The organism is Streptomyces sp. NPDC087300 (assembly GCF_044744425.1).
GTDB lineage: Bacteria > Actinomycetota > Actinomycetes > Streptomycetales > Streptomycetaceae > Streptomyces.
In genome coordinates this window covers 1,131,682-1,152,748 of the sequence record NZ_JBIUYI010000001.1, presented here as the reverse complement: position 1 = coordinate 1,152,748, position 21,067 = coordinate 1,131,682, and the positions used below count along the sequence as shown (strand labels likewise).

Sequence of the window (21,067 nt, the reverse complement as noted above, 5' to 3'; positions counted from 1 at the left end):
TCAGCGGCGCAGCTGCCTGCGCAGGGCCGCTCGTTCCTCCTCGCAGGTGCCGCCCCAGACGCCCGTGGCCTGACCGGTGTTCATGGCCCAGGCCAGGCACAGTCCGCTCACCGGGCAGCGGGCGCAGACGCGTTTGGCCGCGGCGCGGTTCTGCAGAGCACGTCCTGCCGCACCGGAGGGAAAGAACAAGTCGGGGTCCTCGTCGGCGCAGGCGGCCCGGTTCAACCAGTCCATGGGCGCGCGAGTTCCCGTGATGGAGGGAAGGAAACCTGGTCGGCGGGGGTGCGGCAGGTTCCTCCCGCCGCTTTCCGCGGCCTTCTCGCTGCCGTCCCCCTGCCGTCCCCCTTCCTTCCCACCTGTTTGAGACGGCAGGTCGGGGGGACTCGCCGGGCATGACCGTCCACAAGAAGACCGTGCTCGTACTCGACTGTTCGGAGCCCGAGCGGCTCGCCGAGTTCTACGCCGGCCTGCTCGGCGCTGAGGTCCGGCTGAGCAAGGACCCCGACTACGTGGAGGTCACCCACGGGGACGGCGTCTGTCTGTCCGTGCACCGCGAGCGCGACTACATTCCGCCGAGCTGGCCCCGGCCCGAGGACTCGCAGCAGGCGCATCTGCGCATCATGGTCGCCCGTACCGACATGGACGAGGCGGAGCGCGAGGCGGTCGGCCTCGGCGCGCGCCCGGTGGACACGAAGGACAACACGGGCCCCCGTGACACCCGGACCTACTCCGACCCGGCGGGCCACTCCTTCACCCTGGCGGCCATCCCCGAGTGAACTCCCGCCAACAAGGGCCGCGGCCACAAAGACCGCAGCCACAAGGACCGCAGCCGCGAGTCCGGCCGGTGTCGGACCGGCCGGACTCGCGGCTGCGTCAGGTGGGTGAGGACCCCGGGCGGGCCCGTCGGGCCAGTGTGACGGATCGTCAGACGGACCGCAGATACTGCTCGGGCACCCGTACCTCCGCGCCGAGTTCGCGCGCCGCACGCCGCGCCCACGAGGGGTCGCGCAGCAGTTCACGGCCCAGGAGCACCGCGTCGGCCTCGCCGTTGGCGAGGATCTTCTCGGCCTGCTCGACCTCGGTGATCATGCCGACGGCGGCGACCGGCAGCTCCGTCTCGGCCTTCACCCGTGCGGCGAAGGGGACTTGGTAGCCGGGGCCGACGGGGATGCGCACGCCCGCCGCGTTGCCGCCGGTGGAGACGTCGAGCAGGTCGACGCCGTGCTCCTTGAGCTCGGCGGCGAACCGGACGGTGTCGTCCGGCGTCCAGCCGTCCTCCGTCAGCCAGTCGGTGGCGGAGATGCGGAAGAACAGCGGCTTGTCGTCGGGCCACACGGCCCGCACCGCGTCGACGACTTCGAGGGCGAAGCGGGTGCGGTTCTCGTACGAGCCGCCGTAGGCGTCGGTGCGCCGGTTGCTGTGCGGGGAGAGGAACTCGCCGATCAGGTAGCCGTGCGCGCCGTGGATCTCGGCGACGTCGAACCCGGCGGCCAGCGAGCGCCGCGCGGCGTCCGCGAACTGCGTCACGATCTCCTGGATCTGCGCGCCGGTGAGCTCCGTCGGCACCGCGTGGCGCTCGTCGAAGGCGACCGGGCTCGGTGCGACCGGCTGCCAGCCGTGCGCGTCGGCGTCCAGCGGGGCGCCGCCCTTCCAGGGTCGGTCGGTCGACGCCTTGCGGCCCGCGTGGGCGATCTGCACGCCGGGCACCGTGCCCTGGCTCCTGAGGAAGTCCGTGACGCGGCGGAACGCCTCGACCTGCGTGTCGTTCCAGATCCCCAGGTCGTACGGGCTGATGCGGCCCTCGGGGCTCACGGCGGTGGCCTCGACGATGATCAGGCCCGTGCCGCCCGCGGCGCGGGCGCCGTAGTGCGCGAAGTGCCAGTCGCGCGGTGCGCCGGTCTCAGGGCCCTCGGACAGCGCCGAGTACTGGCACATCGGGGGCATCCAGACCCGGTTGGGGATCGTCAGCGATCGCAGGGTGTACGGCTCGAACAGCGCGCTCACGGCGGACTCCATTCGTCACGGCTGATGTGCTGCTCGTACGGTAACCATCGTAGTACGGCGCATGTCAAACTACGATGAATCTCGTACAATGGCTGGAAGAAGCCTGCCGGGCGTGTCGGACGCGCCGCGTGTCGGAAACCTGGTCGCTGACGCCCTTCGGTGCTGTTCGATGTACGCCAGCACGGAGTGCGTCAGTACAGATGTACGGACGGGAGCGCTCGGGGAGATCGGGCGCACGACGAGGAGCCGCCATGACCATCGCCGCCACCACCAGCAGCAGAACGCTGATCCATCCCGCAGCCAAGGACATCCGTCTCGAAGGCGTGCTGCACGCGCTCGCCGACCCCATGCGCATGCGGGTGGTGCGGGACCTGGCGAAGGAGGAGGGGGCGGAACTCTCCTGTTCCTACTTCGACCTGCCCGTCACCAAGTCGACCAGCACGCACCACTTCCGGGTGCTGCGCGAGAGCGGTGTGATCCGGCAGATATACCGGGGCACGGCCAAGCTCAGCGTGCTGCGCCGCGACACCCTGGACTCGCTGTTTCCCGGGCTCCTCGACAGCGTGCTCGCCGCGGCGGCCAAGGACGCGGACCGGCACGGTGACGGCACCTGATCCGACAGGATCGAACCGCCGTGCGGGACGGGGCGGTTGACCGGCGGGGCGACATGGCGGCCCCCTCGCTCGCTCCCGGACCCCGCGCTCTTCCCGCCCTCGCTCCGCTCCGGCGTCGCCGCCGCACTCCACCGTGGCCCAGCTCCGGCTCCACCGTGCTCCGGCCGCGTCGCCACCGTGCCCCGGCCGTCCTTCGGCCCCGCCCCGGTCGCGCCACACAGCGCTCCGGAATGCGTTCGTCCGGGATCGTTATCCGGACGCTTCTCGCGCCGCTGCCGCCCGCAGCCCCGCCCAGTCCGGGATCTTCACCACGCCGCGCCCGAGCGAGCGCCCCAGCTCCGCCTCGGCGCGTTCGATCGCCAGCCATCCCGCCCAGTCGACGGGACGCAGGCCGGCGGCCCTGAGCGCCGCGAGCGGGTCGTCCGGAACCGTCCTGCGCGCGAGTTCGGGCGCGTCGGCCAGCAGGGAGAGGACCGTCTCCTTGGCGCACGGCCGGTTGGTGCCGATGACGCCGGTCGGGCCGCGCTTGATCCAACCAGCCACGTACTCACCGGGTGACGGGACGCCGTCGCGCAGCACGCGCCCGGCCGCGTGCGGCACCGTGCCGAGGTCCTGGTCGAACGGCAGCCCGTCGAGCGGCACCCCGCGATAGCCGACCGAGCGCAGCACCAACTGGGCCTCGACGTCCTCGAACCGCCCCGTCCCGGTGACTCCGCCCCGGCCGTCGGGCTGGGTGCGTTCGAACCGCACCGAGGACACCCGGCCCCCGGCTCCCTCGGTCAGTGCCACCGGGCGCAGGAAGAAGCGCAGCCGGATCCGCCGGGTGCGCCGCGGTGCCGGGTTCGCCGCCCAGCCGCGCATGACCTCGACGTTGCGGCGGGCCGCCGCGGGCAGGCCGGACGGGTCGGCGTAGGCCGGGTCGAGCGCCAACTCCGCCGGATCCACCACGATTTCGGTATCCGGCAGCGCGCCGAGCTCCCGCAGCTCCTTGGTGGTGAACCGGGCCTGGGAGGGGCCGCGCCGCCCCACCATGTGGACCTCGCGGACCCCGCTGTCCGCGAGCACGCCGAGCGCCGCGTCCGGCATGTCGGTGGGGAGCAGCTCGGCGGCGCCGCGCGCCAGCATCCTGGCGACGTCCACCGCCACGTTGCCCACCCCGATGACGACGGCGGACTCCACCCCGCGTACGAAACCGTCCTGCTGGAAGCCGTCGCTCAGTACGTCGGGGTGGGCGCTGTACCAGGAGACGAACTCGGTGGCGGAGTGGCTGCCCGGCAGGTCCTCGCCCGGCACGCCGAGCCTGCGGTCCGCGGCGGCGCCCACGCAGTAGACCACCGCGTGGTAGAGGCCGAGCAGCCGTTCGGGCGGCAGGGTGCCGGGGCCGATCTCGACGCCGCCGACGAAGCGCACGCGCTCGTGTTCGAGGACCGTGCGCAGGTTGTTCTGGAGCGACTTGATCTTCTCGTGGTCCGGCGCGACGCCATACCTGACCAGGCCGTACGGGCAGGGCAGCCGGTCGAGCACATCGACCCGCACCTCGGGCGCCCCGTCCCGCTGGACGAGGGTCTGTGCGGTGTACACCCCGCTGGGGCCCGAACCGACGACGGCGACCTGCAGCACGGTGGTGCTCCTTCCGCGAGGTGACCTCGGGACGGTCCCAGGATCGCACCCCGGCCCTGCCAGGGGGAGATGCCGGACAGGTGGGCCGGGCGGGCCGGGCTCTCAGGGGTCCGCTGTCAGGGTGCCCCGCCCCGCGTCCGCGTGCGTGCCGTTCCTGTTCAAATGCGATCGCACGGATAGCGTGCTTCTGTGCTGAATAGGTCATCTATTGACGTTTCTGAACACTATCGACCGGATGCCGCTGCCTCCATGTGGCCGACGTGGGAGTTGCAGGAAAACGGCACGACAGCGGCGGCGCGGAGCGGTCCGGCGCAGGCCCAGGGGTCGGCGCAGGGCCAAGGCCAGTGGCAGTGGCGGTGGCAGGACGCGGGTCCTGGCGGGTGGCGGGACGCGGCTCCGACCGTGGATACGGCGGGGTGGGGTGGGGGCGGCGAGGGCTCTCCGCCGCCCTGGTTCCAGGTGCGGCTGCTGTTCGGTGACGGGGCGGCCGTCGACGCCCTCGCGATGGTGGCGGACGGCAGGAATCCCTTCGGGGACCCGTATGCGTTCGGGGACCCGTACGCGCGGCCGCCGATCTCCCCCGACACCTTCGTCGCGCCCGCCCAGGAGGAGCCGTACGCGACCGGCTTCGATGGTCGCCCGCCCTGGTGCGAGGAGACGGCGGGCCATGCACCGGAGCCGCCCGCGCCGACCCCACCGATGCCCGCCGCACCGACGTCAGCCGCGCCGGAGCTGCCCGCCGCCCCGGAGCTGCCGGCCACACCGGCCCCGTCGCCCCCGCCGAACCGCGCCCGCCCCTCCTGGCCGCGCGGCAGCGAAGGCCGGCGCACCGTCGCCGAGGCCTACCGCGCGGCACAGCGGGAGGGCCGGGACCCGGTGCTCGCCGTGATGTGCGCGACGGGCCGCAGCCGCCGCAGGTCGCTGAAGCTCATCGCCGCGTCCAGGGACGCCGGTCATCTGCCGCCGCGCCACAACCGCCGCTGAGAGTGGACCAATTGGGCCGAGGTGGTGGGCGTCGCCCGGCGGCGCTCACTCCATCTGCTGCATCCTGCCGATCTCGCTCGTCTGCTGCGCCACCACGTCGTTCGCCATCTCCTCGACCTGGATGTTGTTGCCGTCCGATAGGAGGTCGGTGGCCATGGTGATCGCGCCGTTGTGATGCGTGATCATCAGCTTCAGGAAGAGTTCGTCGAACGCCTTCCCCTTCGCGGCGCGCAGCTGCTTCAGCTGTGCCCCGGTGGCCATGCCGGGCATCGAGCCGTGGTCGTGGCCCGCGTGTTCGCGCGGCCCGCCGTGGCTCTTGAGCCAGCGCTCCATCGCGCCGATCTCCGGCTTCTGCGCCGCGCTGATGCGGGACGCCAGCCGCTTCACCTTCCCCGACTCGGCCCGCTTCGGGGCGAGTTCGGTCATGGTGAGTGCCTGCCCGTGGTGCACGATCATCATCTGCGTATAGGTGAAGTCGGCCGAGTTGGGCCGGTCGTCGTCGGTCCTGCGCTTGGCCGCCTCCTCCGCCGACAGGGTCGCCGCCTTCTCGCCCGGCTTGCCCGGCGCGATCACCGAGGGGCCCGGTGACGCCTGGCTCCCGGACTTCGGTTCCGAGCCGCCGCCCCCGTCGGAGTCACAGCCCCCGAGGACGAGGACGGCGGTCGTCATGAGCGCGGTGACGGCGGACGTACGACGGTAGGGCACGGCAACCTCCTGTGGCACGCGGGGGAGTTGAGGTCCGTATTAGCACGTTCATGAGCGTTGGTGATCGGAAACTCTCGTTACGAGTGCGTTGCCATCTGTTGATCTGTGCATGATGAGCACGATACTGCGGGTGTCCGTGAACCGTTCGAGTGCGAACGGCGACAAGGGAGGACGCAGTGACCCTGTTGAACACATCCCGAACCCGGCGCAGACGCCTGGGCATCGGCGCGGCGGCGGCCGGACTGCTCGCCGCGCTGCTCACCGCCGCGCCGGCGGGGGCGACCCCCGACCCCGGAGACTCGCCCGCCGCCCCGAAGAGCGTGTCCAAGAGCGAGGCCGCCGAGGCCAGGAAGGCCATCGAGCGCGGCGAGATACCCGCGCCCGACGAGGTCGTCCACTCCGCCAACATCGAGCACCTGGCCAACATCCCCAAGGACGCGCTGCCCGGTCTCAACACCGACATCGCCTTCCAGGGCAAGTACGCCTTCGCGGGCAACTACGACGGCTTCCGCATCTACGACATCAGCAACCCGAAGGCGCCGAAGACCGTCTCGCAGGTCCTGTGCCCGGGATCGCAGAACGACGTCTCGGTCTCGGGGAACCTGCTCTTCCTGTCGACCGACTCCTCGCGCAGCGACAACTCCTGCAACAGCACCACGCAGCCCGCGACGGAGAAGTCCTCCTGGGAGGGCATGAAGGTCTTCGACATCAGCGACAAGGCGAACCCCAAGTACGTCTCCGCCGTGGAGACCGCCTGCGGCTCGCACACGCACACGCTGGTGCCGGAGAAGCGGAACGTCTACATCTACGTCTCCTCGTACTCCCCGAGCGCGACCTTCCCCGACTGCCAGCCGCCGCACGACGGGATCTCCGTCATCAAGGTGCCGCGCAAGGCCCCGCAGAAGGCCGCGGTGGTCAACTTCCCCGTGCTCTTCCCCGGTGAGGGTCCCGACGGCGGCGGAAACCCGGGCGGGCCCACCAACCCGGGCGTCTCCAAGACCACCGGCTGCCACGACATCACGGTGCTGCCGTCGGAGGACCTGGCGGCGGGCGCGTGCATGGGCGACGGCATCCTCTTCTCCATCAAGGACCCGGAGAACCCGAGGGTCATCAACCGGGTCCAGGACAACCAGAACTTCGCGTTCTGGCACTCGGCGACCTTCAACCAGAAGGCCGACAAGGTCGTCTTCACCGACGAGCTGGGCGGCGGCTCCGGCGCCACCTGCAACGAGGCCACGGGTCCCGAGCGCGGTGCCAACGGCATCTACGACATCAAGGGCAAGGGCGACAAGCGCAAGCTCGTCTTCAAGAGCTACTTCAAGATCCCGCGCCACCAGGCCGACACCGAGAACTGCGTGGCCCACAACGGCTCGCTGATCCCGGTCAAGGGCAAGGACCTGATGGTCCAGGCGTGGTACCAGGGCGGCGTCTCCGTCTGGGACTTCACCAATTCCAACAAGCCCAAGGAGATCGGCTACTTCGAGCGCGGCCCGCTCACCACCGACAAGATCACCACGGCGGGTTCGTGGTCGGCGTACTACTACAACGGCCGAATCTACTCGAACGACATCGCCAAGGGCCTCGACGTCCTGAAGATCAACGACAAGCGGACCGACCCCGGCCAGCGGGTCAGGCTGCACGAGCTCAACGTCCAGACGCAGCCTGACTACTTCGACTGAGTCTCGACCGCGTACGGCGTCCCGGCCGCGAGCCGGGACGCCGTACGCGGATGTGTCCCGCCGGGCGGAGCCGCGCCCGGCGGGACCCCCAGGCCCCAGTCGAGGCCGTAGCGCTGGAACAGCTCGGCGCGCAGCGCCTCGATGGGCATCGGCGCCCCCGGCATGAGCAGGGCGAACACCGCGCCCATCAGCAGGGCCCGCAGCAGCGGATACTCCCGCTCGACGTCGTCCGAGCCGTAGCGCTCGACGGTGTCGCGCAGCAGTTCGGCGAGGCGCTGCTGCTCCGGGCACTGCACGAAGCCCTCCGCCTGGAGGATCCCGGCCATGTGCGTGCGCATCAGCCGCGGCCGGTCCACGGCAAGGCCCAGGATCGCGTCGACGGCCCGCGCCAGGCGCTCCTGCCCGTCGTCCGCGAGCGGCTCCCGCTCCAGCGCCGCAGCCAGGGTCAGGTGCATCAGACGGTGCACGGCCGACTGCAGGAGCTGGCGTTTGCCGGGGAAGTAGTACGACACCAGGCCCCTGGCGGCGCCCGCCCGGTCGGCGATATCGCCGAGCTTCGTGGCCTCGTAGCCCCGCTCGCTCACGAGCTCCACCGTGGCCTGCAGCAGCCGCTCCCTGGAACGCCTGCGCAACTCTTCATTGACCGATGGGCTACGGGGGGACATTCTGTAACTCCTACGTTGACTGGCCCTGAGCCAATATACTCAGACCGCCCGCCACGGGGACTCGGTACGGGATCCCGTACGGGGCGGACAGGCCTGGGGCAGGCAGCACCGCGGGGGAGTGTTGCCTGCCCACGGGTCGTTCCGCAGCCGTTCTACGCGCGCTGCCCAGGGCCGCGCCGCAGGTTTTTCGCACGTCGCTTCCGGGCCCTCGCGCCCGCTCTCCTCGCCGATCCGGCCCGGCCTCCTTACAGTGGGCCGGGGGGCCGAGGAGGGTGACCGACATGGACCAAGAGCAGATCCTGTCCCGGATCACGGCGATGGTCGACGACGAGAAGAAGCTCCGCGCGTCCCTCGCCGCAGGAGAGATCGACGCTCCCACGGAACACGAGCGGCTCGGCGCCCTGGAGCGCGAGCTCGACCAGTGCTGGGACCTCCTGCGCCAGCGGCGCGCCAAGACCGAGTTCGGCGAGGACCCCGACGAGGCGGCGGTGCGGCCCGCTTCGGAGGTCGAGGGGTACCAGTCGTGAGCGCCCGGCCGTACTGAGGTGCCCGCCATGGGAACCGAGCGGGGCAAGCCGTACCCGGGCGACGCCGTCACCGTCACCTTCGACGCCGCGCGCTGCATCCACGCCGCGGAGTGCGTGCGCGGCCTGCCGCAGGTGTTCGACACCGGGCGGCGCCCCTGGATCCTGCCCGACGCGGCGCCCGCCGCCGAGGTCGCCGAGGTGGTCGGGCGCTGCCCGTCGGGCGCGCTGCACTACGCCCTCGCCGACGGGTCCACGGAGACCCCGCCCGCGCGGACGTCCGTGGCGCGCCGCGCCGACGGCCGGATCGTGCTGCGGGGCGACCTGCTGGTGCGCGCCGGGGATGCCGCGCCGACGCACGAGACACGGGTGACGCTGTGCGGCTGCGGCCACAGCGGCAACCAGCCGTACTGCGACCGTGCAGGGCCGTGCGGGGCTCCGGGAGCCGGGGACGAGGGCTGACGCGGGCGGCGGTTCAGCCGACGAGGCCGAGGACCGGACGCAGGGCGTCCGGGCGCCGGTCGGCCGGCAGGTGGTCGACGAAGTGCACCGCGCAGCCCAGCGCGGCCGCGCCGCCGTCGGCCCGCCGGTCGTCGCCGACCATCACGGTCTCGCGCGGATCGGCCCCCAGCGCCTCGCAGGCCAGCGCGAACAGGCGCGGGTCCGGCTTCTGGATGCCGTGCTCGTAGGAGAGGACGTACGCGTCCACGTAGGCGTCGAGGCCGTGCGCGCGGAAGACGGGGCGCGGGTCCCAGCCGATGTTGCTGACCACCGCGACGCGCACGCCCCGCTCGCGCAGCCCGGCGAGCACGTCCGCCGCGTCGCCGTACGGCGCCCAGGCCGCGGGCGTCATATGGCGCTCGTACAGCGCGTCGTACAGGGCCGGATCGGGCAGTGGCACCTGGCGGGCGAGGCCGGTGTAGGCGGCGCGGTGCAGGTGGGCGTCGCGGTCGCGGGTGGCCCACAGCTCGGCGAGGTGGTCGGGCACCGCCTCCGGCGACGCCCCGCCCGGCAGCGCGCCCGCACGCTCCAATGCCTCGGTCGTGTCCCTCAACTCGCCCTCGGGCAAGGCGAGTCCGGCGCGGTCGAGCACCGACGCGAGCCAGGTACCGGTCGATTCGGCGCGGAACAGCGTCCCGGAGAAGTCAAACAGTGCGGCCTTCACCCGGATGACCCTAGCGGGGCGCGGCCGAGGCCGCCGTGCCGTCGGCGCCGCGGCTGCCCGGCCAGTACGCGTACGTCGCGATGGCGAGCGCCACCGTCATGGCGCCGAGCAGCCAGCCGCCGAGCACGTCCGACGGCCAGTGCACACCGAGCCAGATCCGGGTCAGGCCGACGCCGAGGACGGAGACCGCGGCGATGACCAGCGCGACGCGCCACACGGCGGTGCTGACCTGGTACCTGCGCAGCAGCCACAGGAGCAGGCCGCAGACCACCGCGGCCGTCATCGCGTGGCCCGAGGGGAAGGCCGCGTAGTGCGCGGAGTCCACGGGGTCCGGCCACACAGGGCGCGGCCGGTCGACCGCCGCCTTGAGGGACTGTTGCAGGGCCGAGCCCACCGCACAGGCGCCGGCCAGCCAGACGGCGAGCCACCACGCCCCGCGCACCGCGAGCCACACGCAGGCCACCGCGCACAGCGCCCGCATCGTCCAGGGGTCCCACACCCAGTCGGTGAGGACCCGGAAGGTCTGGGTGGTGTCCGGGTCGGAGACCGCCCAGCGGTGCGTCGTACGGGCGATGTCGCCGTCGAGGGTCAGCAGTGGGCGCCACTTCATCGAGACGAGCAGCAACAGCAGGAGGGAAGGGACGCAGAGCAGCGCGGCGACGAGGGCGGCCCGGCTACCGGGGGGACGGGTGGGGGAGTCGAGCGGCGCGGGGTACATGAAGTGATCCTCCCCGACGGGGCGGGGCCGGGGCCATGCCGGGGAGGGGTGCGGCGGGAATCGGGGTGTGGTCCGGGGTGGCGTCTTCGGTGGAAACGGGTCGTGTGGCCAGGTCGGTGCGGGGGTGCGGGGGTGCGGGGGTGCGGGGGTGCGAGGTCGCGTGGGCGCATGGCCGACCGGGCCAGATGAGCGCGGGGGTCGGCCCAGGTCACGGTGCCGGTTGGTCCAGGGTCGCGTTGCCGGTCGGTCCAGGCCGCGTCGCGAGTCGGTCCAGGGGCGCGTGCCCGGTCAGCCCAGGGCCCGCAGCCCCGGGATGAACGTCACCAGGACCGGGATCACCGGCACCAGCGCGGCGGTCGCCGTCAGGCGCAGCCTGCGGCCCGCGGTGAGCCGCGGGCGGGCCGTCAGGAGCCGGTGCACGCGCTGCGGGACGTGTGCCTGCGGGGTCGGGCACGGGCCGAACACGCCGCGGTCCTCGTTGAGTTCGACCAGGGCGAGGGCGATCGTGAGCCGGCCGAAGCGGCGCGACGCCACGTCGTCCGCGGCCAGTTCGACCAGGCGGTGCATCTCGTCGCGGAACGCCGCGAACACCCGTACCTGCGGGAACCCCGAGGCGAGCGCGCCGGAGCAGTGCAGCAGCCAGTCGTGCCTGGCCTGCGCGTGGCCCTGCTCGTGCGCGAGCACCGCGTCCAGCTGGCGGCCCTTGAGGCGGCGCAACGCGGCTGTGGTGATGACCAGTTGGGGCGCCTGCCCCGGCAGCCACCAGGCGTCGGGGCGCTCGCCCTCCAGGACGACCAGCCGGTCGGCGCCGGGCTCCTCACCGGGCAACAGCGGTGCGCGCTCCAGGAGTTCGGCACGCCGCGTGGCGCGCCGGGCGCGCGCGAGCACGATCTCGCGGGTCAGCATCGCCGCGGTCCAGACGCCGCCGCAGGCCAGCACCACGGCGGTGGCCGCGGCCCAGGGGCCGTCGGACGCCTGGAGCGCGTACGCCTCGACGACGGCGTGCGGCGCGGGGGCGAAGAGATGGCCGCGCACGGCCTGCCACGCGGCGGCGGCGCTCAGCGTCATCGAGAGCGCGCAGCAGAGCAGGACACCCGCCACCACGCACTGCCACGCCCACAGCGCGACGACCGGTTCGCGCTCCGGCCAGTCGGCCCGTGCGAGCATCCGCGGGGCGAGGAGGGCGGTCAGCGCGCCCAGCAGCAACAGGGCGACGGGGACCATCATGCCGTCAGCCTATGAGGGCCGGGCAGCCCGAGGGTATGGACTGCCCGCTCAAGTGACGGACGCCACGGACGAAACGGGTGCGGAGTGTACGGAGTGCCTGCTCGGCCGGGGCGCGCCGGGGGTGTGCCGCCTCCCGGGCGCCCTTCGCTCGTCCTTCGCTCGCCCTTCGCTTCAAACACCTGCGCGAGCGCGGGTGCTCCTTCGGTGCCACCTCACCCGTGCGGCCGAGTGGTGCGGGCCGCCGGGGCCCCGCGACGCCGTAATGTCCCTGTGATGACGATCGAGACCATCGTGTTCGACGTGGGCGAGACCCTCACCAAAGACGACCGCTACTGGGCCGCCTGGGCGGACTGGCTCCAGGTGCCGCGCCACACCGTCTCCGCGCTGGTCGGTGCCGTGGTCGCGCGCGGCGGCAACAGCGCGGACGCCCTGCGCCTGATCAGTCCTGACATGGACGTCGCATCGGCCTACCACGCCCGGGAGGCGGCGGGCCGGGGCGAACACCTGGCCGAGACCGACCTCTACCCGGACGTGCGCCCGGCCCTCGGCAGCCTCCAGAAGCTCGGTGTCCGCGTCATCGTCGCGGGCAACCAGACCTCGCGCGCCGCCGAGCTCCTGCGCGACCTCGACCTGCCCGCCGACCTCGTCGTCACCTCGGGCGACTGGGGCGTGGCGAAACCCGATCCCGCCTTCTTCGCACGGGTGCTCGAGGTGTCCCAGGCGGGCCCGCGCGAGACGCTCTACGTGGGCGACCATCCGGCCGACGACATCTTCCCCGCCCAGCAGGCCGGTCTGCGCACGGCACACATCCGCAGGGGGCCGTGGGGTCACTTGTGGGCGGACGACCAGGCCGTGGCGGAGGCCGCGGACTGGCAGATCGACACCCTCACCACGCTGGCCTCGCTGATCGGGCGCTGAGCGCCGCCCCTAGGGTCTTTCGTTTGGATCAGGTCGGGCTCGCGGGGTCTGGCACGCCCTCCCCCAAGCTCTCGGCTTCGCTCGAGCAGGGAGGTGCCCCCTGCGGCGTTGTCGTCGGTTGTCAACGCTCCGCGTTGCCGCCCTCCTCCGCCTTGCGATCGCACGCACCAGACCCCGCTCCCTGATCCGGCCTGATCCAAACGAAAGACCCTAGAGGGTCAGCAGCATCGCCAGCATCCCCATGCCCATCGACAACCGGCAGGCGAGGGCGAGTTCGGGACGGTCGGCCCAGCCCAGCGGTACGGGGGGTGGGCCCGCCGGGGCCGCGGCCGTGCGGGCCGGGGCGAGCCGGGTGCCCGAGTGCAGGACGTAGGCCGCGAAGTAGACGAGGAACACGCCGGTCAGGACGGGCGCCCCCGAACTGCCGTGGCCCGCGTGCGCCATGGGCGTCATGGTCATCGCCAGGGACATGTAGATCATGGCGAACGCGCCGATCAGATGGTGCAGATGGTGGCGGCTGGTGCGGGCCGACCACAGGGACCGCAGGGCCGCCGCGCCGAACACCGCCGCGTAGGCCAGCCAGACCCAGCGCGGTGGTGACACCACCGCGGCGGGCACGGCCATCACCGCCATGCCGAACCCCATGAGCGCCTCGCCGCCCGCGGTCCTGCGCTGTTCCTCGATCCGGCTGCGCATCCGCAGCAGACAGTAGGCCCCGGTCGCCGCGCACAGCACGACGAGCAGCCAGCCGGCCTGCGCCGGTCCGTGCACCGCGCACCTCCCCAGTCGACGGTGTCGTCGGGTCGATGCCCAGGCACGCGGGGCCGTACGCGAGCGCACGGGGGTGCACCGGGAGCACGGGGGGAGCGGGCGGGGGCGGCGCGGTGCGAGGTGTGGCGTTCCGCACCCCAGATCTTTTGCAGGTAAAACACTTGCTAAGGTTTTGGGTATGAGCAGTGCACCGCCCTCCCCGATCCGCCCCGTACGCGTCCGCCGCCTCCCGCTCGCCGGTGTGCTGCGCCCCGGCAGGCCGTCCGACATCTGGTTCAAACCCGCGTCCAGCGTGGTCGTCGCCACCGCGATACCGAACCTGACGCTGCTCGCCCTCGGCCGGCTCGATCTCGTGATGTACACGATGGCCGGCTCGTTCTGCGCGCTGTACGCCCACCACCTCCCGTACGCCGCGCGCGCGAAGGCGCTCGCCTGGGTCGTCCTGGGGATGGCCGCGAGCATCGGCGTCGCCCTGGTCACCGCCTCGCTGACCGGGTCCGCCGTCGTCCTCGTCGCGGTCGGCGCGGTGCTCGCCGCCGTCCAGAAGACGCTCTGTGACGCCACCCGCATCGGGCCGCCCGGACATCTGATCTTCACCTTCATCAGCTCCGCGTGCCTCTTCGCGCCGCAGAGCCTGGGCCAGGTCCCCTGGCACCTCGCGCTGACCTTCGCCGGGGGCGCCGTGGCCTGGCTGGTCGGCATGGCGCCCGCCCTGGTGCGCCCGCACGGCCCCGAGCGCAGGGCCACCGCCCGCGCCCTGCACGCGGCGGCCGCCTACGCCGACGCCGCGCGCGCCGACACCGCGGGGCCCGCGGCCGAGCGGGCCCGCGCCGCCGCGGCGGGCGCCGTGCACGCCGCCTGGCAGTCGCTGCTCGCCACCGGATCGCGCGGTGCGGCCCGGCGCGCCATGGAACGCCTCGTCGTGCGCGCCGAGGAAGCCCTCGCGGTGCCCGCGGAGGCGGACACCGTCGCGCTGCGCGCCTGGGCCGCCGGGCTGCGCGGCACCGGCGCCGTCCCGCGCCCCCGTGCCGTACGCCCCGGCGAGCGCGACGAGATCCTCGGTGTCGACGCCGGACTCGCGGGGCCCGCGACGCCCCTGTGGCGGCGGCTCGCCCCCGGCTCCCCGCTGCTGCCCATCGCGCTGCGCACCGGGGTCGGCTGCGCGCTCGCCGGATACGCGTCGCTCGCGCTCGGCATCGGCCGTCCCTACTGGGCCCTGGTGACCGCCGCGTCCCTCTATCAGGCGAACGTCACGCTCACCTGGAACCGCGGTGTGCAGCGTGTGGTCGGTAATCTCGTGGGAGTCCTCGCCTTCGCCGCCGTCGCGCCGTTCGCACACCTCGGCCACGCCGAACTGATCGTCAGCTGCCTGGTGCTCGCCTTCGGCGCGGAGGCGCTGATGGGCCGCAACTACTGGCTCGGCACGGTGTGCGTGACGCCGATGGCGCTGCTCGTCACCGAGTTCGCCAGGTTCCAGCAGCCCGGCGAACTGATGGTCGACCGCGTGGTGGACACCCTGGTGGGCGCGCTGCTCGGCATCATCGCCGCGTTCGCCGTCACCAACCGGCGCGCGGGCGACCACATCGAGCGGGCCATCGACACGGCGGTGCTCGCCAGGGAGCGGGCCGAGGCCTCGCTCGCGGGCACGGGACCCCTCGAACCCGCGCGCCGCTCGCTGACCGGCGCGCTCGTCGACCTGCGCGCCGCGGCCGACGCGGCGGCCGGCGAATGGTGGCAGCGGGCCCTGCCCGAGGAGCGGCTGGTCGACGCCGAGCGCGCCGGACACCGTACGCTCGCGGCGACGGTCCGACGACAGAGCGGTGAGAACGGTCAGGGGACGCGGCCCCGCGAAAGGGTCGCGGACGCCTGGGAGGGCGCACGAGCATGACAGAAGAGAACGGTCCGGTGGCGGGCTTCGGTGGCGACACCGTGGCCGCGGTGGTGCGGCAGTGGCAGACGGTGCGCCCCGACATCGACACCGGGCCCATGGAGGTGATCGGCCGCATCAACCGCTGTGCGGCCCTCCTCCAGCAGGCCGAGGACGCCCCGCTGCGCCGCGCCGGGCTGACCCGCGCCGAGTTCGACCTGCTGGGCGCGCTGCGCCGCACCGGGCACGAACTGACCCCCGGCGAGCTGGCCCGCGAGACCTTCTCCTCGGGAGCCGCGGTCACCAAACGGCTCAAGCAGCTCCAGGAGCGCGAACTGGTCGACCGCAGGACCGACGCCCGCGACCGGCGCGTCGCCCACGTCCGGCTGACCGACGCCGGACGCGACCTGGTCGACGCGCTGCTCCCGGAGCAACTCGCCTACGAGACCGTGGTGCTGTCCGTGCTCGACCCGGGCGGCCAGGGCCAACTGAGCGGACTGCTCGGCGAGTTGCTCGGCCAGCTCGAAGGGCGGCTCGGGGTGCGCAGGGTCTGACGGGCCACGGTGGCCGCGCGGCGCGGAACGGCCAAGATCTGACGGTTGACCCGGGCCCGGCGTGCGGGCAGAGTGCGGAAGTTCAGCTGGTCCGACCAGCCGGCCGTCCCGCGGTGCCGAACGGCGCCGAAGGCCGATGCCGCGGTCGGCCGGACGACTTGGAGGTTCTCCATGGCCACCGCACCCCCGGCCCTCCCCGCCGTGGACACCGACGCCGCGATCGCCTTCACCCGGGAGCTGGTGCGGCTGCGCACCGTCAACGCCGCGGGCGCCACCGAGGTGGAGGGACCCGCCGCGCTCCTCGTGCGGCGGCTCTTCGACTCGTTCGGCTGGACCTACGACGTCGTGGAGGTCGCCCCCGGCCGGCCCAACACCGTCGCCGTCGTCGAGGGCGGCGGGGGCCCGGGGCCCACCCTCATGTTCGAGGGGCACATCGACGTCGTCACCGAGGGCGATCCGGCCGACTGGCGCGTCGACCCGTACGGCGCGGAGATCCGGGACGGCAGGCTGTGGGGACGCGGTGCGGCCGACATGAAGTCCGGCGTCGCCGCCATGATCTACGCCGTACGCGCCCTCCAGCTCGCCGGGCCCTTCCCCGGCCGCGTCGTGGTCGGCGTCCTCTGCGACGAGGAGGGCCTGATGCTCGGCGCCAAGGCGTTCGCCGCCACGCCGCTGGCGCGCACCGTAGACGGCGTCGTCGTGTGCGAGCCCGAGGGGTACGAGGTGTGCACGTCGGCGCGCGGCGGGATCAGGCTCCGGCTCGATCTGCGCGGCGTCATGGCGCACGGCGCGATGCCGCAGGAGGCCAGGAGCCCCGTCGTGGCCGGAGCCCGCGTCGTCGACGCGCTCGCCGGGGTCCAGGAGTGGGCCCAGGAGCATTACGCCGCCCACCCGCACGCGGGCCGTGTCACGGTCACCCCGACCGTCCTCATCGGCGGCGACCCCGACCAGCTCAACGTCATCCCCGCGCACGGCGTCGTCGGCGTCGACGTGCGCACCGTCCCCGGCACCGACCACGCCGAACTCATCGGCCGGGTAAGGGAGTCGGCGGTGCGGGCGGCCGCGAGCGTCGGCGTGGACGTTACCCTGACCGTCGTCGACGACCGGCCCGCGATCGAGCTCGCCGAGGACCACCCCGTGGTGACCGCGCTCGTCGAAGCACACCGCCAAGTGCACGGCGAGAAACCGCCGTTCGGCGCCGTGCCGGGCACGACGGACGGGACGATCCTCACCCGCGACGCCGGTCTGCCCACCGTCGTCTACGGTCCCGGCGGCAAGTGGATCGCCCACCAGAAGGACGAGTACGTAGAGGTGCGCGAGATCGGCGAGTACGCGCGCGTGTACGCGGCCGCCGCCCGCGCCTTCCTCTCCGGAGGCGCCCGATGACGTACCCCGAAGGGCTCCCCGTGGGCGACGGCTGGGTCCCCGCGCCCGGCACGGCGGCGGTCACCTTCCCGTACGACGGCACGGAGATCGGGCGCGCCCCCGTCGGCGACGCGGCGCTCGCGCTGCGCGCCGTCGAGCACGCGGACCGGCTCCGCAGGCGGGTCGGCGCGCTGCCCGCGCACGTCCGGCGCCAGGTGCTCGGCGAGGTCGCGCGCGATCTCGCGGACGCGCTGCCCGAACTCGTCGAGCTGCTCGTCCTGGAGACCGGCAAGCCGCGCGTGGACTGTGAGGTGGAGCTGCGCCGGTCCGTGGCCACCTGGCAGGCGGCGGCCGACGAGGTGGCCCATCTGCACGGCGAGACCGTGCCGTTGGACATCCAGGCGTCCGGGGAGGGGCTGTTCGGGTTCTGGACGCGGCGGCCCGTCGGGGTCGTCGTCGGCATCACCGGGTTCAACTACCCCGTCCTGCTGGCCTCCCACAAGATGGCACCCGCCCTCGCCGCGGGCTGCCCCGTGATCGTCAAACCGGCGCCCGCGACCCCGCTCGCCACCCTGCGGCTCGTGCACCTGGTCCGCGAGCGGCTGGCCGCCGCGGGGGCGCCCGCAGGAGCCGTCCAACTGGTCACCGGCGACGCGGAAGTCGGCCGCGCCCTCGTCACCCACCCGCGAGTCGCCGCCGTCTCGTTCACCGGATCGGCCGCCGTGGGACACCGCATCGCGCGCGACGCGGCGCCCCGCAGGACCGTCCTGGAACTGGGTTCCAACGCCGCGCTCGTCGTGGCCGCCGACGCCGATCTGGACGCCGCTGCCGACGCCGTGGTGCGCGGCGGCTACTACGCGTCCGGGCAGGCGTGCATCTCCGTGCAGCGGGTCGTCGCCGTCGACGAGGTGGCCGGTGAACTGGAGAAGCGGATCGCGGCACGGCTGCCCGAGGTGACCGTGGGCGATCCGCGGGACGCGGGCACCCGGGTGTCCGCGCTCGTCGACGAGGCGGCCACCGAGCGGGTGCTCGACCGGGTCGCGCGGGCCAGGGCGGCCGGCGCCCGCCTGGTGCGCGGCGGCGTCCGCGCGGGCCGGTGCCTGGTGCCGACGCTGCTCGCGGATGTGCCCGACGGCGAACCGGCCTGGGAGGAGGAGATCTTCGGGCCGGTCGTCTGCCTGCGCGTGGTGCCGGATCTGACCGCCGCGTACGATCTGGTGAACGCGAGCCGCTACGGCCTGCACGTCGCGGTGTTCACCCGCGCCCTGAACACCGCGCTCCGCGCCGTGGAGGAGCTGGAGGCGGGCGGCGTCGTGGTCAACGAAGTACCCGGCTACCGCAGCGACATCGCGCCGTACGGCGGGGTCAAGGACTCCGGCACCGGCCGCGAGGGCCCGCGCTTCGCGATCGAGGAACTGACGGTGACGCGGATGGCGGTGATCCGGCCGTGAGCGAGACAGGCGGCGCGCGGGCAGGGCGCGAGGGCGCGGAGGGGCGAGGCGGGACCGAACACGCCGCCTACGCGCGGCTGTTCCGGCTGGACGGGCGGCGCGTCGCGGTCGTCGGCGGCGCGGGCGGCATCGGCCGCGAGGCCGTGCGGGCGCTGGTCGCCCAGGGCGCCGACGTGGTCGTCGCCGACCGGGACGGGGCGGGCGCCGCGGAGACGGTGCGGCTCGCGACCGAGGAGGGCGCGGGGCCCGGCCACGGCACCGCCGTCGCGCAGGAGCTCGACGTCCTCGACCCCGACGCCGTACGGGCCACGGCCGCCGGGTGGGAGCCGCTCGACGGGCTCGTCGTCACCGTCGGCGTCAACGTCCGCAAGCGCATCGCCGATTACAGCCTCGCCGAGTTCGACCGCGTCATCGCCCTCAACCTGCGCTCCTACCTCACCCTCGTGCAGGCCGTCGCCCCCGGCATGGCCGCACGCGGGCGCGGCAGCGTCGTCGGGTTCGCGTCGATGCGGGCCTTCCAGGTCGAGCCGGGGCAGGGTGCCTACGCGGCGGCCAAGGCGGGGCTGATCCAGCTCCTGCGGACCGCGGCCGCCGAGTGGGGGCCGCACGGCGTGCGCTTCAACGCGATCGCGCCCGGCGTGGTGCGCACCGCGCTGACCGACCAGATCGCGGCCGACCCCGCCTGGTTCGACGCCTACGCCCAGGCGTCCGCGCTCAAGCGGTGGGCGCGGCCCGACGAGATCGCCGGAGCCGTCGCCTACCTCGTCTCCGACGCGGCGACCTTCGTCACCGGCAGCGTGCTGACCGTCGACGGCGGCTGGACGGCGGTCGACGGACGCTACGACCCGTCGGTGTGACCACCCGGCCGTACGGCCGCCGACTCCACCCGGTCGCTGATCTCCTCGGGCGACAGATAGGCGTCGGTCATCTCGAACCCCTTGAGCGTGGCGGGGCGTTGGGCCTGGAAGCCGGTGCGTACGTAGTCGTCGCCCGCGACCGCGTTCAGGCCCCAGTTGGCCGCCGTGCGGAACCGGGCGGTCATGGTGCGCAGCGCCCCCAAGTGGTAGCCGCGCGCCACCACTTGGGCGGGCAGGCCGGTCAACTGCACGCCCAGCGGCTTCGACACGGCCTGGATGCCGCCCAGGTCGACGACGAGCCCGAGGTCCTTGTGCCGGTAGTCGGCGAGCGGGAAGCCGCGCAGCGCGGCCGTGACGTTCTTGGCGGCGGCCCACCCCTGGCGCATCGCGTGCTGCGCGGTGGGCGGGCAGATCGCGTCGCCGCCCTTGACGACGTCCGGCACGGCCGCCGCGTCGCCGAGCGCGAAGACGCCGTCGAGTCCGGGCACCGTCAGATCGGCCCGCACCACGAGCCGCCCCCGGTTCGTCTCGGCGCCCAGTGTGGCGACGAGCGGGCTGGGCGCGACCCCGGCGGTCCAGATCAGCGTGCGGCAGGGCAGTACGCGGTCGTCGGTGAGGGTCACGGTGTCCTCGGTCACCTTCGCCACGGAGACGCCGAGGGAGACGTTCACCCCTCGGCGCTGCATGATCGCCATCGCCTTGTCGCCCAGGCGCGGGCCCAGTTCGGGCATCAGCTTCGGGGCGACGTCCACGAGATGCCACTTGATCAGGGCCGGGTCGAGGCCCGGGTAGCGCTTGACGGCGGCGCTCGTCAGGCGCTGGAGGTACGCGGCCGTCTCCGTGCCCGCGTAGCCGCCGCCGACCACGACGAACTGGAGCCGCTGCTCCCGCTCCTCCTGGTGCGAGCTCGCGGCGGCCAGGTCGAGCTGGGAGATGACGTGGTCACGGATCCAGGCGGCCTCGGCGAGCGTCTTGACGCCCACCGCGTACCGGTCGACCCCGGGGATGTCGAACTGCCGCGTGACGCTGCCGGGCGTCAGGACCAGATAGTCGTAGCGCTCGACGACCTCCTCGCCGTTGATCTTGCGGACGACCACGGCCTTGGCCTTCGTGTCGACGCCGACCGCGCCGCCGGGCACGATCGCCGTGCGGCGCAGCATTCTGCGCAGCGGCACGGCGACCGACTGCGGGGTGAGCACCCCGGAGGCCACGTGGGGCAGCAGCGGGAGGTAGAGCTGGTGGTCCATGGGGCTGATGAGCCGTAGCTCCGCCTCGTGGGACGAGAGTTTCCGCTCCAGCTTGTGGGCGCACTCCATGCCGGCGAATCCGCCGCCGACGATGAGGATCCGGGGGGCTGCCATGTGATGTCTCTCCTGGGC

The 21,067-nt window shown here is 73.3% G+C and carries 22 protein-coding genes; 12 read left to right on the top strand and 10 right to left on the bottom strand.

Features of this window, described 5'->3' with window-relative positions:
* On the bottom strand, positions 1-234 hold the full coding sequence (locus ACIO9J_RS04640; RefSeq protein WP_401992407.1) for a WhiB family transcriptional regulator: 234 nt from the start codon (positions 232-234) through the stop codon (positions 1-3).
* A gap of 158 nt (positions 235-392) precedes the next feature.
* Between ACIO9J_RS04640 and ACIO9J_RS04635 the strand changes: the two genes are divergently transcribed.
* Complete coding sequence (locus ACIO9J_RS04635) at positions 393-776, top strand: VOC family protein (RefSeq protein WP_401992404.1); 384 nt, start codon at positions 393-395, stop codon at positions 774-776.
* A 148-nt stretch (positions 777-924) separates the two neighbouring features.
* Here ACIO9J_RS04635 and ACIO9J_RS04630 read toward each other — a convergent pair whose 3' ends face one another.
* Positions 925-2,004, bottom strand: a complete 1,080-nt coding sequence (locus ACIO9J_RS04630) for an NADH:flavin oxidoreductase/NADH oxidase (RefSeq protein WP_401992401.1) — start codon at positions 2,002-2,004, stop codon at positions 925-927.
* Positions 2,005-2,255: 251 nt separating this feature from the next.
* On the opposite strand from ACIO9J_RS04630, the gene ACIO9J_RS04625 reads away from it, so the two are divergent.
* Entirely contained in the window at positions 2,256-2,618 is a 363-nt protein-coding gene (locus ACIO9J_RS04625) for an ArsR/SmtB family transcription factor (protein WP_401992398.1), read from the top strand.
* A 249-nt stretch (positions 2,619-2,867) separates the two neighbouring features.
* On the opposite strand, the gene ACIO9J_RS04620 is transcribed toward ACIO9J_RS04625, so the two are convergent.
* A complete protein-coding gene (locus ACIO9J_RS04620) occupies positions 2,868-4,238 on the bottom strand; it encodes an FAD-dependent oxidoreductase (protein ID WP_401992395.1) in 1,371 nt (456 codons plus the stop codon).
* Between the two features lie 249 nt (positions 4,239-4,487).
* Here ACIO9J_RS04620 and ACIO9J_RS04615 point away from each other — a divergent pair, with 249 nt between their 5' ends.
* The gene (locus ACIO9J_RS04615; RefSeq protein WP_401992392.1) at positions 4,488-5,222 is read left to right on the top strand and encodes a DUF6214 family protein; all 735 of its coding nucleotides are present in this window, start codon (positions 4,488-4,490) and stop codon (positions 5,220-5,222) included.
* Between the two features lie 45 nt (positions 5,223-5,267).
* Here ACIO9J_RS04615 and ACIO9J_RS04610 read toward each other — a convergent pair whose 3' ends face one another.
* A complete protein-coding gene (locus ACIO9J_RS04610; RefSeq protein WP_401993070.1) occupies positions 5,268-5,891 on the bottom strand; it encodes a DUF305 domain-containing protein in 624 nt (207 codons plus the stop codon).
* 212 nt (positions 5,892-6,103) lie between these two features.
* Here ACIO9J_RS04610 and ACIO9J_RS04605 point away from each other — a divergent pair, with 212 nt between their 5' ends.
* Positions 6,104-7,606 (top strand): LVIVD repeat-containing protein, encoded by a 1,503-nt coding sequence (locus ACIO9J_RS04605; RefSeq protein ID WP_401992389.1) that lies wholly within the window; start codon positions 6,104-6,106, stop codon positions 7,604-7,606.
* Here the strand turns inward: ACIO9J_RS04605 and ACIO9J_RS04600 are convergent.
* Complete coding sequence (locus ACIO9J_RS04600) at positions 7,594-8,271, bottom strand: TetR/AcrR family transcriptional regulator (RefSeq protein ID WP_401992386.1); 678 nt, start codon at positions 8,269-8,271, stop codon at positions 7,594-7,596. The genes ACIO9J_RS04605 and ACIO9J_RS04600 overlap by 13 nt on opposite strands.
* A 281-nt stretch (positions 8,272-8,552) precedes the next feature.
* On the opposite strand from ACIO9J_RS04600, the gene ACIO9J_RS04595 reads away from it, so the two are divergent.
* Together ACIO9J_RS04595 and ACIO9J_RS04590 are read left to right on the top strand one after the other, a co-directional pair.
* Positions 8,553-8,798 carry a DUF2630 family protein gene (locus ACIO9J_RS04595; RefSeq protein WP_401992383.1) on the top strand — a complete coding sequence of 82 codons (246 nt, stop codon included), beginning with the start codon at positions 8,553-8,555 and terminating at the stop codon, positions 8,796-8,798.
* 27 nt (positions 8,799-8,825) lie between these two features.
* Entirely contained in the window at positions 8,826-9,257 is a 432-nt protein-coding gene (locus tag ACIO9J_RS04590; protein WP_401992380.1) for a (4Fe-4S)-binding protein, read from the top strand.
* A gap of 13 nt (positions 9,258-9,270) precedes the next feature.
* Here the strand turns inward: ACIO9J_RS04590 and ACIO9J_RS04585 are convergent, their stop codons facing one another.
* The 3 genes from ACIO9J_RS04585 to ACIO9J_RS04575 all read right to left on the bottom strand — a co-directional run bounded on the left by ACIO9J_RS04585 (position 9,271) and on the right by ACIO9J_RS04575 (position 11,905).
* Complete coding sequence (locus tag ACIO9J_RS04585; RefSeq protein ID WP_401992377.1) at positions 9,271-9,960, bottom strand: HAD family hydrolase; 690 nt, start codon at positions 9,958-9,960, stop codon at positions 9,271-9,273.
* A gap of 10 nt (positions 9,961-9,970) precedes the next feature.
* The gene (locus ACIO9J_RS04580) at positions 9,971-10,678 is read right to left on the bottom strand and encodes a phosphatase PAP2 family protein (RefSeq protein ID WP_401992374.1); all 708 of its coding nucleotides are present in this window, start codon (positions 10,676-10,678) and stop codon (positions 9,971-9,973) included.
* A 288-nt stretch (positions 10,679-10,966) separates the two neighbouring features.
* On the bottom strand, positions 10,967-11,905 hold the full coding sequence (locus tag ACIO9J_RS04575; RefSeq protein WP_401992371.1) for a M56 family metallopeptidase: 939 nt from the start codon (positions 11,903-11,905) through the stop codon (positions 10,967-10,969).
* Positions 11,906-12,178: 273 nt separating this feature from the next.
* Here ACIO9J_RS04575 and ACIO9J_RS04570 point away from each other — a divergent pair, with 273 nt between their 5' ends.
* A complete protein-coding gene (locus tag ACIO9J_RS04570; RefSeq protein ID WP_401992369.1) occupies positions 12,179-12,823 on the top strand; it encodes an HAD family hydrolase in 645 nt (214 codons plus the stop codon).
* 210 nt (positions 12,824-13,033) lie between these two features.
* On the opposite strand, the gene ACIO9J_RS04565 is transcribed toward ACIO9J_RS04570, so the two are convergent.
* Positions 13,034-13,594, bottom strand: a complete 561-nt coding sequence (locus ACIO9J_RS04565) for a DUF5134 domain-containing protein (RefSeq protein WP_401992367.1) — start codon at positions 13,592-13,594, stop codon at positions 13,034-13,036.
* 178 nt (positions 13,595-13,772) lie between these two features.
* On the opposite strand from ACIO9J_RS04565, the gene ACIO9J_RS04560 reads away from it, so the two are divergent.
* From ACIO9J_RS04560 to ACIO9J_RS04540, 5 genes are all read left to right on the top strand, one after another.
* Positions 13,773-15,482, top strand: coding sequence for an FUSC family protein (locus tag ACIO9J_RS04560; protein WP_401992364.1), 1,710 nt, complete (start codon positions 13,773-13,775; stop codon positions 15,480-15,482).
* On the top strand, positions 15,479-16,015 hold the full coding sequence (locus ACIO9J_RS04555) for a MarR family winged helix-turn-helix transcriptional regulator (RefSeq protein WP_401992361.1): 537 nt from the start codon (positions 15,479-15,481) through the stop codon (positions 16,013-16,015). Before ACIO9J_RS04560 ends, ACIO9J_RS04555 begins: the two co-directional genes overlap by 4 nt.
* Positions 16,016-16,186: 171 nt before the next feature.
* Complete coding sequence (locus tag ACIO9J_RS04550; protein WP_401992358.1) at positions 16,187-17,401, top strand: M20 family metallopeptidase; 1,215 nt, start codon at positions 16,187-16,189, stop codon at positions 17,399-17,401.
* The gene (locus ACIO9J_RS04545) at positions 17,398-18,831 is read left to right on the top strand and encodes an aldehyde dehydrogenase family protein (RefSeq protein ID WP_401992355.1); all 1,434 of its coding nucleotides are present in this window, start codon (positions 17,398-17,400) and stop codon (positions 18,829-18,831) included. The genes ACIO9J_RS04550 and ACIO9J_RS04545 overlap by 4 nt, the downstream gene beginning before the upstream one ends.
* Positions 18,828-19,688, top strand: a complete 861-nt coding sequence (locus ACIO9J_RS04540; RefSeq protein ID WP_401992352.1) for an SDR family NAD(P)-dependent oxidoreductase — start codon at positions 18,828-18,830, stop codon at positions 19,686-19,688. Before ACIO9J_RS04545 ends, ACIO9J_RS04540 begins: the two co-directional genes overlap by 4 nt.
* On the opposite strand, the gene ACIO9J_RS04535 is transcribed toward ACIO9J_RS04540, so the two are convergent.
* Positions 19,670-21,049, bottom strand: a complete 1,380-nt coding sequence (locus ACIO9J_RS04535; RefSeq protein ID WP_401992349.1) for an NAD(P)/FAD-dependent oxidoreductase — start codon at positions 21,047-21,049, stop codon at positions 19,670-19,672. The genes ACIO9J_RS04540 and ACIO9J_RS04535 overlap by 19 nt on opposite strands.
* Positions 21,050-21,067: the final 18 nt, after the last annotated feature.

Coding starts and splice junctions, on each gene's coding strand:
- ACIO9J_RS04640 (WP_401992407.1), bottom strand. CDS start 234: ATGGACTGGTTGAACCGGGCCGCCTGCGCCGACGAGGACCCCGACTTG.
- ACIO9J_RS04635 (WP_401992404.1), top strand. CDS start 393: ATGACCGTCCACAAGAAGACCGTGCTCGTACTCGACTGTTCGGAGCCC.
- ACIO9J_RS04625 (WP_401992398.1), top strand. CDS start 2,256: ATGACCATCGCCGCCACCACCAGCAGCAGAACGCTGATCCATCCCGCA.
- ACIO9J_RS04615 (WP_401992392.1), top strand. CDS start 4,488: ATGTGGCCGACGTGGGAGTTGCAGGAAAACGGCACGACAGCGGCGGCG.
- ACIO9J_RS04610 (WP_401993070.1), bottom strand. CDS start 5,891: ATGACGACCGCCGTCCTCGTCCTCGGGGGCTGTGACTCCGACGGGGGC.
- ACIO9J_RS04600 (WP_401992386.1), bottom strand. CDS start 8,271: ATGTCCCCCCGTAGCCCATCGGTCAATGAAGAGTTGCGCAGGCGTTCC.
- ACIO9J_RS04595 (WP_401992383.1), top strand. CDS start 8,553: ATGGACCAAGAGCAGATCCTGTCCCGGATCACGGCGATGGTCGACGAC.
- ACIO9J_RS04590 (WP_401992380.1), top strand. CDS start 8,826: ATGGGAACCGAGCGGGGCAAGCCGTACCCGGGCGACGCCGTCACCGTC.
- ACIO9J_RS04580 (WP_401992374.1), bottom strand. CDS start 10,678: ATGTACCCCGCGCCGCTCGACTCCCCCACCCGTCCCCCCGGTAGCCGG.
- ACIO9J_RS04575 (WP_401992371.1), bottom strand. CDS start 11,905: ATGATGGTCCCCGTCGCCCTGTTGCTGCTGGGCGCGCTGACCGCCCTC.
- ACIO9J_RS04570 (WP_401992369.1), top strand. CDS start 12,179: ATGACGATCGAGACCATCGTGTTCGACGTGGGCGAGACCCTCACCAAA.
- ACIO9J_RS04560 (WP_401992364.1), top strand. CDS start 13,773: ATGAGCAGTGCACCGCCCTCCCCGATCCGCCCCGTACGCGTCCGCCGC.
- ACIO9J_RS04555 (WP_401992361.1), top strand. CDS start 15,479: ATGACAGAAGAGAACGGTCCGGTGGCGGGCTTCGGTGGCGACACCGTG.
- ACIO9J_RS04550 (WP_401992358.1), top strand. CDS start 16,187: ATGGCCACCGCACCCCCGGCCCTCCCCGCCGTGGACACCGACGCCGCG.
- ACIO9J_RS04545 (WP_401992355.1), top strand. CDS start 17,398: ATGACGTACCCCGAAGGGCTCCCCGTGGGCGACGGCTGGGTCCCCGCG.
- ACIO9J_RS04535 (WP_401992349.1), bottom strand. CDS start 21,049: ATGGCAGCCCCCCGGATCCTCATCGTCGGCGGCGGATTCGCCGGCATG.